The following is a 15,336-nucleotide window of genomic DNA, read 5'->3' as shown; positions in this document are numbered from 1 at the left end:
TGGGTTGCGTCCGTTTCTGTGTCAAAGGGCAGGGGTGATCGAGCGGAGGGCGCGCTTGCAGATGCGCGCCGTCTCTGGTGTGGGGCTTTCGGCGGACCAGCGGGCGCACAGGGCCTTGACCCAGTCGGGCCGGTCCTTGCCGGCATCGTTCAGCCAGTTGCCGACCGAGTTCTGCACATAGGCGGCAGGGTCCGCGCGGAGCGGCTCGAGAACCGGAAGCGCAAGCTCGGGCTCTGCCCGGAGCGCGCCGATATGGGCGCACCACACGCCGCGCGGCCGGATCGCTTCCGAGGCGAAACGGCGGAGACGCTCGGAAGGGGCCGTGGTCCATCCGCCGAGCAGCGCGATGGCGCCGGCAAGTTCAGTGGCCAGATGCGGACGCACCGCCATCCACGACCATTCCCGCACGCCGAAATGCGGGTCGTCCGCATAGGGGCGGATGGCCGCGAGCCTTTCGGCAAGCGGCATCTCGGCCGCGCCGATCATGAAGCAGGCCCAGCCGCGCGCGGTGTCCGACCGATGGTGTGCAAGCCGGTCGAGCGCGGCAGCGCCGAGCTCGGCCCCGATCACGCGCGCCGCGAGCGACATGCGCTTCGAGATGCCCGTCGCGGCGCCGCGCTCCATGTCATCGAGCGCAACCGCTCCGATCTCCGGCAGGACATGGCGCATCAGGACAGCGAAGTCGACCGCCAGGCATTCGGTCAGCGTTGCGGCTTCGATCTCGCCGGTATTGAGGCGGGCGAGGCGATCCGGATCGATGTCCTTGATGCCGCGCCCGGTAGCCTTTGCCGCGCTCATGTGCGGGCGTCCTTGCCCGGGCCAGCCTTGCATGCGTTGGCTTCCAGGTTTCGCCAGATGCGTTGCAGCAGCGCGTTCAGCACCTTGCGGTCGTCGTCGGTGAAGCCGTGGAACAGCGATGCGACCCAGTCGGCATGTTCGGTGAACAGGTCGCGGGCGGTCTCGCGGCCGAGCTGCGTCAGCGAGACGGCGATCTTGCGCCGGTCGTCGAGGCCGCTGCGCCGGGCGATGAACCCGTCGCGTTCCAGCCCGTCGAGAAGCCCGGTGATCGTCGCCCGCGTCACGCCCGCGCGCTCGGCCAGTTCATGCGGCGACAGCCCGTCGGGCTTGTCGTGCAGGAGGAACAGCAGCACGAACTTCCCTTCGGACAGGCGGTGTCGCGCGAGGCGGACGGCGCAATCGCGGTCGATGGCACCGGTCAGCGCCAACAGTTCGAAACACGCACGGATGTTGTCCGTGGGCGCGACGGCCCGGCGCTCTGCTTCCTCCAGCAGCGCCAGGTGTTTTTGTTCCAGCATCCTTGTCATGTGGCGGCTGATAATATGGCGCCTAATCAATGTCAAGCAGCATGGAGGGAGAGCGTTCGCCGGTCCTGGTGACTGTCGCGGCGCGCCGGCCCGGAAGGTCTCGGCAGGCCCGGCTCAGTCGTGCCTGCGCAGAAAGTCCAACAAGGCGCGGTGTGTTTTATCCATACGTCTTGTTGGGCCCATGAGACGGTTGTTTAAGGCCCGAAAAAACGCCACGCGTTTGTCCTTTCGATCTTTTCCAATAATTTGATATTGTCTGTGTAGTCGATAAAAATACTCTCTTCTTCATTAAACGAATTCTCAGCTTGCAAGATGTACGCAGTGAATCGAATATACTCTTCGCCTCGATCACATCTTATGCCTTGCCGAATTGTTTCATATGATATTTCTTGTTTGAATTTGCGCAAAACTCGGCATGGATATTTTAAAGATTTAATGAATACATCAATTGTCTCTTTATTTGCATTTTTGTCAAAGAATATCTCGAGGCAATTTTGTTCAATTTTCAGAATTTCATTTAGATACCCGCAGTATTTTCCTTTTTTTCTGGGAAGGCGCCACCATCGGCAATGGCTTTGGAGCCACGGTTTTGCGCCGATCTTAAAATCATTAGGGTTTTTGCATGCTGGTATTTTCAGTCTCGCTAGTTCAAGTTCTGCTAGAAGTATCAAGTTTCCTTGAGGCATAGACTGAATCCAAAGCTTGTTGAATGAAATAATAGAAAATAGTATCAAAACTAATAATGCTGCCGCAGATGCGGCGGCGATTTTAGCTATTCTTTTGAGGGTGGTTTCTTTAAAATTCAAAAGATGCCCCATTCATCGGCGCGAAGTAATTTGAAAAACTTGCTTTAGTCGAACGAATTTCTCGTGACGGGATCAAGGTTTATATTGCTAAAACCATACCCAGTGGATAGACAAGCCGCGCTGCCGTCCTTTCTGGTCATTGTCGTTGGTTCTCGGATTTGAGATTCTCAGCGACACCATCAAACCCGCTCTAACGTAGCATGGCCACCCCCTCTCAGGCGGGGCATTGTCAGGCGATTCCGTCTCGGGACATTATTACTCCCCCGCCGCCGTTGGCGGCAGCGGGGGTGTCGTCCTGTCAGGCCGGGCGGTGGAGGGCGCAGAGCTTGTTGCCGTCCGGGTCGCGCACATAGCCGAGGTAGAGCGTCCCCATCGGGCCGGTGCGCGGGCCGGGCGCGCCTTCGACCGAGGTGCCGCCATGGGCCACGGCGACGTCGTGGAATTCCTGCACCTGTTCCGGCGAGTTGCACTTGAAGCCGATGGTGCCGCCATTGGCGGGCACCGCCTCCTGGCCGTCGAGCGGCTCGGTGACGGCGAAGGTGCTGCCGTCGTGGCGGTAGAACAGGCGGGTCTGGCCCGAGGCGTTCTGGTTGCGCGCCGGTTCGCCGGCGCCCAGCAGCCCCAGCACCGCGTCGTAGAAGCGCTTGGCGCGCTCGATGTCGTTGGTTCCCACCATCACATGGCTGAGCATGTCTTCCTCCCTCACTGGTTCACTTGCGAAAAACCGGCCGGGCCATTGTCGGTCCGGCCGGCATGCGGGCGCGCCGTCCTTACAGGACGACCAGCAGCGTCCCGATGATAACGCCGGTGATGACCAGGTGGATCAGGCAGAAGCCCATGATGTCCTTGGCCTTCAGCCCGGCAATGCCGAGCATGGGCAGCGCCCAGAACGGCTGCAGCAGGTTGGTCCAGGCATCGCCCCAGGCGACCGCCATCGCAACGCGGGCGATATCTGCGCCGAGCGCCTCGGCCGCCGGCAGCATGACCGGCGCCTGCACCGCCCACTGGCCGCCGCCCGAGGGCACGAACAGGTTGACGATGCCGGCGCTGATGAAGGTCCAGAAGGGCAGGGTGGCGGCGGAGGAGATCGAGACGAACCACTCCGACATGCTCTGCGCCAGGCCGGACTGGGTCATGATCGCCATGATACCCGCATAGAACGGGAACTGGATGACGATGCCGGCGCCGCCCTTCACCGCTTCCTGCAGCGCGTCGAGCAGGTTGCGGGCGGTGCCGTGCAGCACGATGCCCAGCATCAGGAACAGGAAGTTGACGATGTTGAGGTTGAGCCCGGCGCCGCGCACGAAGAAGTAGTGCGCCAGGAAGACGAGGCCGGCAAGGCCGACCACCCACATCAGCAGCCGGCTGTTTTCCAGGTGCTCGGCCGGGCGGATCGGCACGAAGGCCTCGCGCTCGTCGTTGCCCAGCTGCTCGGCGGTCACGTAGACGCTCTCGTCCTCGCGCGGCACCATCAGCCAGTTCACCAGCGGAATGACCACGAAGAGAATGGCGACGATGATCAGGTTGAAGCTGGCGAAGATCGTCTCGCCGGTGCCGATGACGCCGATCTGCGCCTCGGTGAAGTGGCCGGGCGTGGCGATGGTCAGCGGGATCGAGCCGGCCAGGCCGCCGTGCCAGATCACGAAGCCGGAATAGGCGGCGGCGATGAGCAGGCGGTAGTCGACGCGGATCTGGCGGGCAAGCTCGCGGGCGAACAGCGCGCCGACGACGAGGCCGAAGCCCCAGTTGACCCAGGAGGCGATCAGCGACACCACCGAAACCAGCACGATGGCGGAGCCCGGCGAGCCGGCAAGGCCGGCCAGCAGCGCCAGGAACTTCTTCACCGGCGGCGAGGAGGCGAGGATGTAGCCGGTCACCAGGATCAGCAGCATCTGCATGGAGAAGGCGAGAAGCCCCCAGAACCCGTCGCCCCACATCTGCACCACGGCAATCGGGCCGGCGCCCTCGAACAGCATGGCGGCAGCGGCCGCGACGATGGTCAGCAGCAGCACGAAGATGAACGGGTCGGGCAGATAGCGATCCATCAGCACGACGGCGGGACGTGAAAGTGCACGCAACATGACAGCCTCCCTTTTCTTCCGGCTTCCGCAGGGCCGATTCCCGCCCCTGCAACCGTAAGGCGATGGGGCGCGAGAACGCAGGGGGTGTCAAGTCTCGGGAAGGTCGATTGCAGGTTGTCGTAAGGGAAGATTCGCCTGTGCGAACAAGGGGGCCGGCGAGGGTCTCCCCCGCCGGCCGATTGGCTTTGCCTTTCCTCGTATGCGTGCTTAGGGCAGGCGCTGGTCGTAGTCCGTCCGCAGCGCGGTGAACGCGTCCCAGAAGGGGGCGGGCTTGCTGCCCTCCACCAGGGAAACCAGCACGCCGAGATGGGCGTGCCAGCCGGCGCTGACGCCGAGCAGCGAGGCCCGGTCCGGCAGGCGGGCATGGACGATGGTGAGCAGCGTGCCTTCGCCGCGCGGGGCGAGGGTGAAGGTCACGTCGCTGGCCTTGCCCCAGGTGATGGACAGGCTGCGCGGCGGGTCGACGGCGATCACCCGGCAGGTCATGCGGTTCTCGTCGCCGATATCGCCGGGCCGCGTACCGGGCGGGTCGGTCAGCTCGTCGTTGCGCCAGACCAGCTCGCATTCGGCGCCGGGCACCAGGGTCATCTCGCCGGCGGCCAGCCACTTCCTGCGCAGCTCGCCATCGGTGAGCCAGGCCCAGACCCGCTCGGGCGGGGCGGGCAGCACGCGGCGGATCTCCAGCGTGTCCGGGGCGATCAGCGTGCCGTGGGCACCGGGTTTTTCCATGATGGTCATGTCTTGTCTCCTTCCTTGGGGGTTTTCTTCCTGTTGGCGTTTTCCTCGCGCAGCAGGGCGTCGAGCACATCGAGACGATCGGTCCAGAAGCGCTCGTAGAAGCCGAGCCAGTCGTGGGCGCTGGCCAGCGGCCCCGGTTCCAGTCGGCAGGTATGGGTGCGCCAGCGCACCTCGCGTCGGATCAGGCCGGCCTTTTCCAGCACCTTGACGTGCTTGGAGGCCGCCGCCAGCGACATGTCGAAGGGCTCGGCGAGCTGGCTGACGCTGCGCGCGCCCTCGGAAAGGGCGAGGAGCATCTGCCGGCGGGTGGCATCGCCGAGGGCTTGGAAGATGGCGTCGAGCCGCTGTGTTTCTTGTTCAACCATGAGGTTGAATAAACGCTGCCCGGACGAATGAGTCAACCGAAAAGTTGAATGATATCTCGAAGACCTGCAAACCGGCTGCGACGCCGGCGCCCTTGCCTTGGCCGGCCAAGGTCTGCGATACCTGTCGCTTGCAAGGGGATCCGCCTTTTCGCGGATTGACAGCCTGTGACTGGTGAGCGGAACCTGCGATGAAACTGGCCTACACGACTTCGCCCGGACGCGGCGACATGGACCTCGTGCTCGCCCGGGTCGCCGAGCGGCTGGAAGGGCAGGGCCTGCGGGTTCTCGGCGTCGTGCAGATCAATTCCGCCTGCGCCGACGACCGTCCCTGCGACATGGACGTCAAGGTGCTGCCCGACGGCCCGTTGATCCGCATCTCGCAGACGCTGGGAACCCAGTCGCGCGGCTGCCGGCTCGACCCGCAGGGGCTTGAGCAGGCGGTGGGCGAGACCGCCGCGCGGCTCGCCTCCGGCGGCGATGTGCTGATGGTCAACAAGTTCGGCAAGCAGGAAGCCGAGGGCAGGGGCTTTCGCGACGTGATCGCCGAGGCGCTGGCCGCCGACATGGCGGTGATCGTCGGCGTCAACGGCCTCAACCTGCCGAAGTTCCTGGAGTTCTGCGGCGACATGGCGACCCGGCTGCCGGCCGAGGTCGATGCGATCGCCGGCTGGGCGGATGCCGCGCTCGCACCCGTCCCCGAGGACGCGTAAGGCTCAGCCGGTCAGCGGGACGCTCTCCAGCACCGTGGCCGGGTGAAACCGCACCACATCCAGCGACGACAGGCTGAGGCGCAGCGGCCATTCGGTCCCGGCAAGCGCGCCCAAGGCCGCGCCGACATCCTCGACAGCCTCGCACAGCGTCACATGCGGCACGAAGGCCTCGGCCCGCGTATGCGGGGTCAGGTGGGCGCCGAGGCCCTCTGCCTCGGCCCGCGCGCACAGGGCGGCCTGCAGGTCGAGCAGCGTCCGCGTCGGCTTCGGCGCGGCGAAGAGCACCGCCGGGTGCCCGGGAAACACCGCAAGGCTCGCCAGCGTCAGGCGCAGCGGCGGGGTCTGCCCGCCCAACTCGCGGGCCGCCGCGCAGGCGAACTCCTCGACACGGCCTTCCGTCTCGTCCTCGTTCAGCACGGCCAGCGTCACATGCGGGCGATAGGCGAAGTTGCGGGCGGTGCTCTCCAGCCCGGCCTCGGCGAGCCGCGTCCACATTTCGCGGACCGCGCCCGCACCTTCCTCGTCGACGGTCAGCGTGATGGCGACGGGCATCGCCTCACGCCTCCGCGTCCAGATGCAGCGCCGCTTCGCCGATGCAGACCGGCGCGCCGTCGCCATTGGCGATGGTCAGGCGCAGCAGCAACTCGCTGCCGCCGTCCTCCAGCGGCCGGACGCGGACGACGCGCCCGCCGATGGCGATGCCGTCGCCCACCGCCAGCGGCTTGACGAAGCGGGTGGAGAGGCGCGCGAGGCGGGCCTGCGGCAGCCAGCTGCGGATCGCGCCCTCCAGCCGGCCCATGATCAGCATGCCGTGGACGATGGTGCCGGGCAGGCCGGCTGCCCGTGCGGCCTGCTCGTCCAGGTGGATCGGGTTGTGGTCGCCGGAGGCCTCCGCATAGGCGGCAACGTCCTGCGCCGAGAGGATCGCGAGCGGCGTGTCGGCGAAGCGATGGCCGACGGCGAGCGAGCTCATGGCGTCTCCTGCCGGTTCTCGAACAGCACGATCTCGGCGCGGAACTCCTGCAGCGGCGTCTCGCATGCCTCGCCCCGCAGGTGCTGCACCCGTCCGCGCAGGGTGATGCGGTCGGGCCGTCCCTCATGCGGCTTCCAGTCGACGAGGACGGTGTAGTGCCGGTCCGCCTCCAGCGTGCCGTGATAGACGAAGTCCTGTGCCTGGTGCACCAGCACGGCGGCGCGCTCAGTGGCGAGCCCCGCCACCGTCGCCATCACGTCGGGATGGGAGAAGACGGTGAAGGCATAGGTCGCCGGCACCGGGTCGGCAGAGGCGGCGAGGGCGGCGGCGAAGGCTGCCACCTGCGCGCGCGACGTCGACAGGTCGAGTGTGGCGATGCGGGTCCACTCAGCCTCGGCCATCGGCCCGGACCTTCCGAATGGCGATGGTGGCGTTGATCCCGCCGAAGGCGAAGGAATTGCTGAGCGCCGCGTCGATCCGCGTCGGCCGGGCGGTGTTGGGCACCGGGTCGGCCAGGCATTTCGGGTCGGCCTCCAGCCAGTTGATCGTCGGCGGGGCGATGTCGTCGAGCAGCGCCCGCACGGTGATCGCCAGCTCGATGGCTCCCGCCGCGCCCAGGGCATGGCCGTGGATCGGCTTGGTGGAGGACACCGCCAGCGTCTCGACGCCGGCCCCGAAGACGCGGCGCAGCGCCTCGCTCTCGGCGATGTCGTTCAGCACCGTGCCGGTGCCGTGGGCGTTGACATAGCCGATCTCTTCCGGCGCAAGGCCGGCATCGGCCAGCGCGGCGGCCATGGCGGCGGCCGGCCCCTCGACGGTCGGGCGCAGCAGGTCGCCCGCATCGCTGGTGGTGCCGTAGCCGGCCACTTCGGCCAGCGGCGTCGCCCCGCGCGCCAGCGCGTGGTCCAGCTCCTCGATCACCAGCACGGCCGCGCCTTCGCCCAGCACCATGCCGTTGCGCTTGTCGGAAAACGGCCGGCAGGCCTGCGGCGCCATCACCCGCAAGGCCTCCCAGGCACGGAAGCTCGCCGGCGTCAGCAGCGCCTCGCTGCCGCCGACCAGCATCATGTCGGCCATGCCGGCGCGGATCATCTGCAGGCCGTAGCCGACCGACTGGGTGCCGGAGGCGCAGGCGCTGGAAATGGCGAGCGAGGGCCCGCGCGCGCCGTAGCGCATGCTGACCTGCGAGGCGGCCGCGTTCGGCATCACCTTGGCGATGGCCAGCAGGTCGGGCCGTGCGTCGTGCATGTAGAAATTGTAGTGGCCGTCGTCGGAGGTCCAGGCCCCGCCGATGCCCGAGCCGATGATCGCCCCGCAGCGGGCCCCGAGCGGGGCCTGCGTGTCGAGGCCGGCATGCCGCATCGCTTCCTCTGCGGCGACCAGCGCCAGCTGGGCGAAGCGGTCGGTGGTCTTCAGCTCCTGCTCGCTCAGATGGGCGGCCGGATCGAAGCCGGAAATATGGGCAGAGCGCGAGACCCGCTGGCGCGGATAGCGCGGAAAGCGCAGCTCGGAGACGCCGCTGCGTCCCTCGCGCGCGGCCTCCCACAGCGCCTCCACGCCGGCCCCCGCCGCCGTGATCGCGCCCATGCCGGTGATGACGACGCGCCGGGTTGCGCTGGTCACGCGGCGCCTTCTTTCATCCGTGCTGCCAGCACCTTGACGAAGTCGCCCAACGTGCGGGCCTCCGCCAGGTCGCCGTCGACGGGAATGTAGACGCCGAATTCTTCCTCGATCGCCATCAGGATCACCACCATGTCGGCCGACTGGATGCCGAGATCCTCGAATGTGGCATCGGCAACAAGCTGTTCACGCTCGACCATTCCTTCCCTGGCGACCAGCTCGAGCAGTCGCTCCAGCGTTGCGGCATCCAACCCCTCTGCCGTCAGTTCCATATCAGCCCCATACCCGTTGTTTTCGGTGTGTTTTTGGCAGCCATAAGGGTTAAGCCGGTTCAGCGTCGGCATCAAGTCGGACGAGGATTGGAATAAATACGGAGATGCTACCGTTTGCCCCGCAGGTGCTCGTGCGGCTTGCGGCGCGCGGACGCGTCCACTATTCACGTTCTGCGCCATCGGCGACGGCAGCGGCCGTGGCGTCTGGCGGCGGGAAACGGTCGAGGCGGCAGGCGCGCATGACACAGTCTTTGCACACGGATACGCGCCAGGGCGCAGGCGGCACCGCGCGGGGCGGCGACGACAGGGCACCGCTTTTCGCCCGTCTTGCCGGGCTGGTGGCCAGCCTGCCGGTGGTGCTGATCCCCGGATCCGCGATCTACATGATGGTCTGGGCCCGCTGGACCTTCTACGAGCGCCATCCCGACTATATCCAGCAGAGCGCGCCGACCGTCAGCCGGGCGATCACCGACCCCTATATCGGCGATCCCTTCGCGGCGGCGATCGTCGCCGTTGCCGTGGTCATCGCGCTGGCGGCGGTTCCCATCGCCTATGCCTATTACGGGGCGATCTCGGCGCGGGCCGGGCACATGCTGAAGGTCGCTGCAAGCCTGCGGCGGATGATGGCGCTGTTCCTGGTCATGCAGGCGCTCGGCACCACGGGCATGGTCATCTGCACCCAGATCACCTTCCGCCACGACCACGACCTGCACATGCTCGGCAGCTACCTGTTCTTCGTGTTCCAGGCGCTGGCGATCCTGATGAGCGGCATCATCACCACGCGGCTGATGCGCCTGCCGGACACGGGCCGGCCGAGCTACCTGCGCCTTCGCTCCCGCTACACGCGCTTTCGCCGTGCCGCGGCCTTTTTCACCGCCGGCCTTGCCGGGCTCTATGTGGTGCTGTTCCTGGTCAAGGGGATGAACCTGCCGGTCACCGAATACACGATCTACTACATCTACACGGTGCAGGAGATCGTCACGATCTCGGCCTACATCACCCAGGTGATGCTCTACGCGCCGGAGATCTACCGGATCGTGCGGACGTTCGTCGCCTCGGGCACCTGGCGCCTGGAGGGCGCTGCCGCGGCCGCCTGAGGTCCTGCCTCAGCCGGCCGTCCGCTCGGCCTCCACGACCAGCGCCCTGGTGCGCTCTTCCACCTGCTGTTCCAGCCGTTCCATGAACGGACCGGAGGCGAGCCCCGGCGGGATCGCCGGCAGGAACTCGATGGTGATGCGGCCGGGAAATTTCCACGCGCTGTTGCGCGGCCAGAACACGCCGGAATTCAGCGCCGCCGGCACGCAGGGCACCTGCAGCGCCCGGTAGAGCGCGGCGACGCCCGGGCGATAGGTCGGGGCCGACAGCGGCGCGCTGCGCGTGCCTTCGGGAAAGATCACCACCTGCCGGCCTTCGGCGATCCGCTGCTTCGCCTGGCGGATCAGGTTCATCAGCGCGCTGGCGCCGGCGGAGCGGTCGATGGCGATGTGGCCGAGCCGGGCCATGCCCCAGCCGGCGACCGGAATCAGCTTCAGCTCCCGCTTCATCACGAAGGCCGGGTCCTTCAGGATCACCTGCAGCGCCAGCGTCTCGAAGGCCGACTGGTGCTTTGCGGCGATCAGGCACGGCCCGTCCGGCAGGTTCTCGCGCCCGCGCACCTCGTAGGCAAGGCCCACGGTCAGCCGCAGCAGGCCCAGCCAGCCATGCACCACGATGCGCGCGGCCATCCGCGTCACCGCGCGCGGCAGCACCATGAAGAGGCAGACAGGCAGCAGCAGCACCAGGCTGGCGATCACCAACCCCTGGAACACGAGCGAGCGCAGCACCACGAGCGCGCCCGCGCGCGGCGGCGTCCAGGCGCTTGCAGTCGGCATCGGCTCCCCGCTTGCGGCCATGGGATCAGCTCCGGTCCAGCGGCGCGCCGATGGTCAGGCGAAGCTGCGCCACGCCCTCGATCTCGCCCTCCAGCCGGTCGCCCGGCTTCAGCGCGGCGACGCCGGCCGGCGTTCCGGTGAAGATCAGGTCGCCCGGCATCAGCTCCACCGAGGCGCTGCAGATCGCGACGATGTCGTCGACCGGCCAGATCTGGTCGGCAAGGTCGCCCTGCTGGCGCAGCTCGCCGTTCACCGACAGCGAGATGCGCCCCCTGGTCGGGTGGCCGATGCGGCTGGCCGGCACCAGCGGCGAGCAGGGGGCGGAGCGGTCGAAGGCCTTGCCCCAGTCCCAGGGCCGGCCGAGGTCCTTGGCCTGCTGCTGCAGGTCGCGGCGGGTCAGGTCGATGCCGATGCCGTAGCCCCAGATGTGCATCTGCGCGTCTTCCGGCGCGATGTCGCGTCCGCCGCGGCCGATGGCGACGACCAGCTCCACCTCGTGATGCAGGTCCTGCGTCAGCGGCGGATAGGGGATGGTGCCGCCCGCATCGCACACCGCATCCGCTGGCTTGGTGAAGAAGAACGGCGGCTCCCGGTCGGGATCCTTGCCCATCTCGCGGGCGTGGGCGGCGTAGTTGCGCCCGACGCAGAACACGCGCCGGATGGGGAAGCGCGCCTCGGTTCCCGCCACGGCGATATCGGCGGCGGCAGGCGGCGCAATCACGTAGTCGGTCACGGGGAAGTCTCCCTGGTGGATGTCTCGGGAAAGCCGGGGGCCATTGTTTACGCCCTTGTTTCCGGGCGGTCCAGAGCCTGCCGAGGCGGCCGAAGCGCTTGCGCATGCCTCGTCCGGCGGCCACGATGATGGCGATTGTCTTTGATTTTTTGCAATGCAACAATGGCGAAACGGAACCTGCGGGAGCAGTCTATGACGGGGCGTATCATTTCGGTCGCGCAGCAAAAGGGCGGCTCGGGCAAGACGACGCTGGCGGCGCATCTGGCGGTGGCGCTGGCCGCGCGCGGCGCCTTTCCGGTCGCCGTGGTCGACATCGACCCGCAAGGCTCGCTCGGCACCTGGTACGAGGCCCGCGAGGAGGCGCTCGGCGACGGGGCGACCGGCCTCAGCTTCCGCACCTCCAGCGGCTGGGGCGCCCGCCGCGAGGCCCGCTCGCTCGCCCGCGACCATGGCCTCGTCATCCTCGACACGCCGCCGAAGACCGATTCCGACGTGCGCCCGGCCATCGAGGCCGCCGATCTCGTGATCATTCCGGTGCAGCCGACGCCGGTCGACCTGTGGGCCACCGGCCAGACGGTCGACATCGCCCGGCGCGAGGGCACGGACACGCTGGTGGTTCTGAACCGCGTGCCGCCGCGCGCCGCGCTGACCTCCGAGGTGATGGGCCTGATCGGCGAGAATGGCTTCAACGTCGCTGATGCCCGGCTCGGCAACCGCACGGCCTTCGCCGCCTCGATGGGCGAGGGGCTGACGATCCTGGAGACGGATGCGCGCGGCAAGGGCGCGGACGAGACGCGCCTGCTTGCCGAAGAGGTCGCGCGTCTGCTCGGCCTCGAGGCCTGAGCGGCGTCAGTCTGCTCTCGAACGAAGCGATCTGCACGCCGTCATTCAGCTCTTCTGAAGCACATGATAGGTGAAGACGGTCAGGGCTGCGGCGGCGATGGCCAGCATTTCCAATGCGTAAGACTGCGCGCGGCCATGAAATCTGCCATAGGCATAGGGCAGATATGCCATTGTCACCAGAAAGCCGGGACAGAAAGCTGTCGTCAGCAGGACGATCATTGCTTTCAAGGTGCCGCTGAAGGCCGCGAAGTCTCCGTCCGGGGAGAAGGCGAGATCCGCGGTGACCTTCAGGAAAACGGCGAGGATGACAAGGGTCGAGATCAGGGAAAGACTCCAGATCAGCCTGCTGAAGCTCACCAAGATTCAGTCCCCGTCCGTGACGTCCTGCGCGCCGTCGATGAGCGCCAGCGCTTCCGCGCCCGTGACCCGGTCGGACAGGGCCAGGAAGTCGCCATAGTGGTTGAGCGCGGCGCCCAGCTGCTTGTCGTAGAGCGCCTTCGGCACTTCTTCCGCACCGAACTGGGCCAGATGCTCGGTGACGAATTGCGCATCGAGCAGGTGGTAGCCGCCGCCGATCAGCCGCGCCACCAGATGGCTTAGCGCCACCTTCGAGGCATCTCGCTCGCGCGCGAACATGCTCTCGCCGAAGAAGGCCCCGCCCAGCGACACGCCGTAGAGCCCGCCGACCAGCTCGCCTCCGCGCCAGGTCTCCACCGTGTGGCAGTAGCCCATCTCGTAGAGCGCGCCGTAGAGGCGGCGGATCTCGCGGTTGATCCAGGTCTTGCGGCGGCCGTTCGCCGGCGCGGCGCAGCCGTCGATCACGCCCTGGAAGTCGTGGTCGACGCGGATCTCGAACACGTCCTGGCGGATGGTGCGGCGCAGGCGGCGGGGGATGTGGAAGCTCTCGAGCGGCAGGACGCCGCGATGCTCCGGCTCGATCCAGAAGAGGTTGGGATCCTCGGCCGATTCGGCCATGGGAAAGATGCCGCAGGCATAGGCCTTGAGCAGCACCTGCGGCGTGATGACCAGCGGATCGTGCGTGTTCCCGGCCATGGCTGCCTTTCCTGCCGGTTGCCCCGTTCGGGTGCCGGCAAACGTTGGGGGACGGCGCCGGCTGGCGGCGCCGTCCGTCCCGTCAGTCGCCCGACTTGGCGGCGAGATACTTCTCGAGCCAGTGGATGTCGTACATGCCGTTGGCGATGTCCTGGTTGTCCACCAGGTCGCGGAACAGCGGGATGGTCGACTCGATGCCGTCGACGACGAACTCGTCGAGGCAGCGCCGCAGCCGCATCATGCACTCCACCCGGTTGCGGCCGTGCACGATCAGCTTGCCGATCAGGCTGTCGTAGTGCGGCGGGATCCGGTAGCCCTGATAGACGCCGGAATCGACGCGCACGCCCAGGCCCCCGGGCGGGTGGTAGTAGGTGATCTGGCCGGGAGAGGGCGCGAAGGTGCGCGGGTTCTCGGCGTTGATGCGGCATTCGATGGCATGGCCCTCGAACAGCACGTCCTCCTGGCGGAGCGTCAGCTCGGCGCCCGAGGCGATGCGGATCTGCTCGTTGACCAGGTCGATGCCGGTGATCATCTCCGTCACCGGATGCTCCACCTGCAGGCGGGTGTTCATCTCGATGAAGTAGAACTTGCCGTCCTCGTAGAGGAACTCGATCGTGCCGACGCCGCGGTACTTCAGCTTGCGCATGGCATTGGCGACGATCTCGCCGATCTCCTTGCGCTGCGCCGCGTTGAGCGCGGGGGAGGGAGCCTCCTCCAGGACTTTCTGGTGGCGGCGCTGCAGCGAGCAGTCGCGTTCGCCCAGATGGATCGCGTTGCCCCGGCCGTCGCCCAGCACCTGGATCTCGATGTGGCGCGGCTTGCCGAGATACTTCTCCATGTAGAGCGCATCGTCGCCGAAGGCGGCCTTGGCTTCCGAGCGGGCCGTCGACAGCGCGGTGTCGAGGTCCTTTTCGGTCAGCGCCACCTTCATGCCGCGTCCGCCGCCGCCGGCAGCGGCCTTGACCAGCACCGGGTAGCCGATCTCGCGGGCGATCGCGTGGGCGTCGTCCGTCGGCTTCACCGCGCCGTCGGAGCCCGGCACCACCGGGATGCCCAGCTCCATCGCCGTCTGCTTGGCGGCGATCTTGTCGCCCATGATGCGGATGTGCTCGGCCGTCGGGCCGATGAAGGCGATGTCGTGCGCCTCGAGAATCTCGGCGAAGCGGGAGTTTTCCGACAGGAAGCCGTAGCCCGGATGCACCGCATCGGCGCCGGTGATCTCGCATGCGGCCAGCAGCTGCGGAATGTTGAGGTAGCTGTCGCGCGCGGCAGGCGGGCCGATGCAGACGCTCTCGTCGGCAAGGCGCACATGCATGGCATCGGCATCGGCGGTCGAGTGCACGGCCACCGTCTGGATGCCAAGCTCCTTGCACGCGCGCAGCACCCGCAGCGCGATCTCGCCGCGATTGGCGATCAGGATCTTGGAGAACATGGGCTCGGTCCCCGTCACTCGATGACGACGAGGGGCTCGCCGTACTCCACGGGCTGGCCGTCTTCGACGAAGATCGCCGTCACCCGTCCGGCGCGCGGCGCCGGGATCTGGTTCATGGTCTTCATCGCCTCGACGATGAGCAGCGTGTCGCCGGCAGCGACCGTGTCGCCGATCTCGACGAAGGTGCGTGCGCCCGGCTCCGGCGAGCGGTAGGCGGTGCCGACCATCGGCGAGGTCACAGCGCCCGGATGGTTCGCAGCCTCGGCGGGAGCGGCCGGCGCGGGCGCGGCGGCGGCCATCGGGGCTGCGGCGCGGCCGATGGAGACCGGGGCCTCGACGGTGACCTGGCGGGCGACGCGGACGCGGAAGTCGTCACGCTCGAGCTCGATCTCGGTCAGGTTGGTCTCGTCGAGCAGGGCGGCGAGCTGGCGAATCAGGTCCTGGTCGAGCTGGTTTTTCTTTTCCGACATGGGCTTGTCTTGATCTTTTCGTGGTTGTCAGGGCGTCATGCGCC

At 67.2% G+C, this 15,336-nt stretch carries 21 protein-coding genes; 3 read left to right on the top strand and 18 right to left on the bottom strand.

Annotated features, from left to right (window positions below):
• Positions 1–21: 21 nt before the first annotated feature.
• The 7 genes from BBX35_RS03085 to BBX35_RS03060 all read right to left on the bottom strand — a co-directional run bounded on the left by BBX35_RS03085 (position 22) and on the right by BBX35_RS03060 (position 5,315).
• On the bottom strand, positions 22–798 hold the full coding sequence (locus tag BBX35_RS03085; RefSeq protein WP_067215880.1) for a DNA alkylation repair protein: 777 nt from the start codon (positions 796–798) through the stop codon (positions 22–24).
• Positions 795–1,325, bottom strand: coding sequence for a MarR family winged helix-turn-helix transcriptional regulator (locus BBX35_RS03080; protein WP_067215877.1), 531 nt, complete (start codon positions 1,323–1,325; stop codon positions 795–797). Before BBX35_RS03080 ends, BBX35_RS03085 begins: the two co-directional genes overlap by 4 nt.
• A gap of 194 nt (positions 1,326–1,519) precedes the next feature.
• Positions 1,520–2,143, bottom strand: coding sequence for a hypothetical protein (locus BBX35_RS23285; protein ID WP_141687802.1), 624 nt, complete (start codon positions 2,141–2,143; stop codon positions 1,520–1,522).
• 286 nt (positions 2,144–2,429) lie between these two features.
• Positions 2,430–2,822: a VOC family protein gene (locus tag BBX35_RS03075; protein WP_067215874.1), complete on the bottom strand. Its 393-nt coding sequence runs from the start codon at positions 2,820–2,822 to the stop codon at positions 2,430–2,432.
• Positions 2,823–2,901: 79 nt separating this feature from the next.
• The gene (locus BBX35_RS03070) at positions 2,902–4,212 is read right to left on the bottom strand and encodes a short-chain fatty acid transporter (protein WP_067215872.1); all 1,311 of its coding nucleotides are present in this window, start codon (positions 4,210–4,212) and stop codon (positions 2,902–2,904) included.
• 207 nt (positions 4,213–4,419) lie between these two features.
• Positions 4,420–4,950, bottom strand: a complete 531-nt coding sequence (locus BBX35_RS03065) for an SRPBCC family protein (RefSeq protein WP_067215869.1) — start codon at positions 4,948–4,950, stop codon at positions 4,420–4,422.
• A complete protein-coding gene (locus tag BBX35_RS03060) occupies positions 4,947–5,315 on the bottom strand; it encodes an ArsR/SmtB family transcription factor (protein WP_067215867.1) in 369 nt (122 codons plus the stop codon). The genes BBX35_RS03065 and BBX35_RS03060 overlap by 4 nt, the downstream gene beginning before the upstream one ends.
• Positions 5,316–5,503: 188 nt before the next feature.
• On the opposite strand from BBX35_RS03060, the gene BBX35_RS03055 reads away from it, so the two are divergent.
• Positions 5,504–6,025, top strand: a complete 522-nt coding sequence (locus BBX35_RS03055; protein ID WP_067215865.1) for a DUF2478 domain-containing protein — start codon at positions 5,504–5,506, stop codon at positions 6,023–6,025.
• A 3-nt stretch (positions 6,026–6,028) separates the two neighbouring features.
• Here BBX35_RS03055 and BBX35_RS03050 read toward each other — a convergent pair whose 3' ends face one another.
• Genes BBX35_RS03050 through BBX35_RS23170 form a run of 5 tightly spaced genes read right to left on the bottom strand, consistent with a single transcriptional unit; the run spans position 6,029 to position 8,890 of the window.
• A complete protein-coding gene (locus tag BBX35_RS03050) occupies positions 6,029–6,577 on the bottom strand; it encodes a 2'-5' RNA ligase family protein (RefSeq protein WP_067215862.1) in 549 nt (182 codons plus the stop codon).
• Between the two features lie 4 nt (positions 6,578–6,581).
• Positions 6,582–6,998: a MaoC family dehydratase gene (locus tag BBX35_RS03045; RefSeq protein ID WP_067215859.1), complete on the bottom strand. Its 417-nt coding sequence runs from the start codon at positions 6,996–6,998 to the stop codon at positions 6,582–6,584.
• The gene (locus BBX35_RS03040; protein WP_067215856.1) at positions 6,995–7,399 is read right to left on the bottom strand and encodes a hypothetical protein; all 405 of its coding nucleotides are present in this window, start codon (positions 7,397–7,399) and stop codon (positions 6,995–6,997) included. The genes BBX35_RS03045 and BBX35_RS03040 overlap by 4 nt, the downstream gene beginning before the upstream one ends.
• The gene (locus tag BBX35_RS03035) at positions 7,386–8,621 is read right to left on the bottom strand and encodes a beta-ketoacyl-[acyl-carrier-protein] synthase family protein (RefSeq protein ID WP_279626335.1); all 1,236 of its coding nucleotides are present in this window, start codon (positions 8,619–8,621) and stop codon (positions 7,386–7,388) included. The genes BBX35_RS03040 and BBX35_RS03035 overlap by 14 nt, the downstream gene beginning before the upstream one ends.
• On the bottom strand, positions 8,618–8,890 hold the full coding sequence (locus BBX35_RS23170; RefSeq protein WP_067215854.1) for a phosphopantetheine-binding protein: 273 nt from the start codon (positions 8,888–8,890) through the stop codon (positions 8,618–8,620). Before BBX35_RS23170 ends, BBX35_RS03035 begins: the two co-directional genes overlap by 4 nt.
• A gap of 239 nt (positions 8,891–9,129) precedes the next feature.
• Between BBX35_RS23170 and BBX35_RS03025 the strand changes: the two genes are divergently transcribed.
• Entirely contained in the window at positions 9,130–9,987 is an 858-nt protein-coding gene (locus tag BBX35_RS03025) for a Frag1/DRAM/Sfk1 family protein (RefSeq protein WP_171901377.1), read from the top strand.
• Between the two features lie 9 nt (positions 9,988–9,996).
• On the opposite strand, the gene BBX35_RS03020 is transcribed toward BBX35_RS03025, so the two are convergent.
• Together BBX35_RS03020 and BBX35_RS03015 are read right to left on the bottom strand one after the other, a co-directional pair.
• The gene (locus BBX35_RS03020; RefSeq protein WP_244271552.1) at positions 9,997–10,782 is read right to left on the bottom strand and encodes a lysophospholipid acyltransferase family protein; all 786 of its coding nucleotides are present in this window, start codon (positions 10,780–10,782) and stop codon (positions 9,997–9,999) included.
• 4 nt (positions 10,783–10,786) lie between these two features.
• Positions 10,787–11,494, bottom strand: a complete 708-nt coding sequence (locus BBX35_RS03015) for a fumarylacetoacetate hydrolase family protein (RefSeq protein WP_067215849.1) — start codon at positions 11,492–11,494, stop codon at positions 10,787–10,789.
• Positions 11,495–11,686: 192 nt separating this feature from the next.
• On the opposite strand from BBX35_RS03015, the gene parA reads away from it, so the two are divergent.
• The gene (gene parA / locus BBX35_RS03010) at positions 11,687–12,337 is read left to right on the top strand and encodes a ParA family partition ATPase (protein WP_067215847.1); all 651 of its coding nucleotides are present in this window, start codon (positions 11,687–11,689) and stop codon (positions 12,335–12,337) included.
• Positions 12,338–12,382: 45 nt separating this feature from the next.
• Here parA and BBX35_RS03005 read toward each other — a convergent pair whose 3' ends face one another.
• The 4 genes from BBX35_RS03005 to accB all read right to left on the bottom strand — a co-directional run bounded on the left by BBX35_RS03005 (position 12,383) and on the right by accB (position 15,292).
• Positions 12,383–12,697 (bottom strand): hypothetical protein, encoded by a 315-nt coding sequence (locus BBX35_RS03005; RefSeq protein ID WP_067215844.1) that lies wholly within the window; start codon positions 12,695–12,697, stop codon positions 12,383–12,385.
• Positions 12,698–12,700: 3 nt separating this feature from the next.
• Positions 12,701–13,390, bottom strand: a complete 690-nt coding sequence (gene aat / locus BBX35_RS03000) for a leucyl/phenylalanyl-tRNA--protein transferase (protein ID WP_067215843.1) — start codon at positions 13,388–13,390, stop codon at positions 12,701–12,703.
• Positions 13,391–13,472: 82 nt separating this feature from the next.
• Positions 13,473–14,822, bottom strand: a complete 1,350-nt coding sequence (gene accC / locus BBX35_RS02995) for an acetyl-CoA carboxylase biotin carboxylase subunit (RefSeq protein ID WP_067215840.1) — start codon at positions 14,820–14,822, stop codon at positions 13,473–13,475.
• Between the two features lie 14 nt (positions 14,823–14,836).
• Positions 14,837–15,292: an acetyl-CoA carboxylase biotin carboxyl carrier protein gene (gene accB / locus BBX35_RS02990; protein ID WP_067215838.1), complete on the bottom strand. Its 456-nt coding sequence runs from the start codon at positions 15,290–15,292 to the stop codon at positions 14,837–14,839.
• Positions 15,293–15,336 lie beyond the last annotated feature (44 nt).

Source organism: Stappia indica (assembly GCF_001696535.1).
Taxonomy (GTDB): domain Bacteria; phylum Pseudomonadota; class Alphaproteobacteria; order Rhizobiales; family Stappiaceae; genus Stappia; species Stappia indica.
This window is presented reverse-complemented; position numbering and strand designations above follow the sequence as displayed.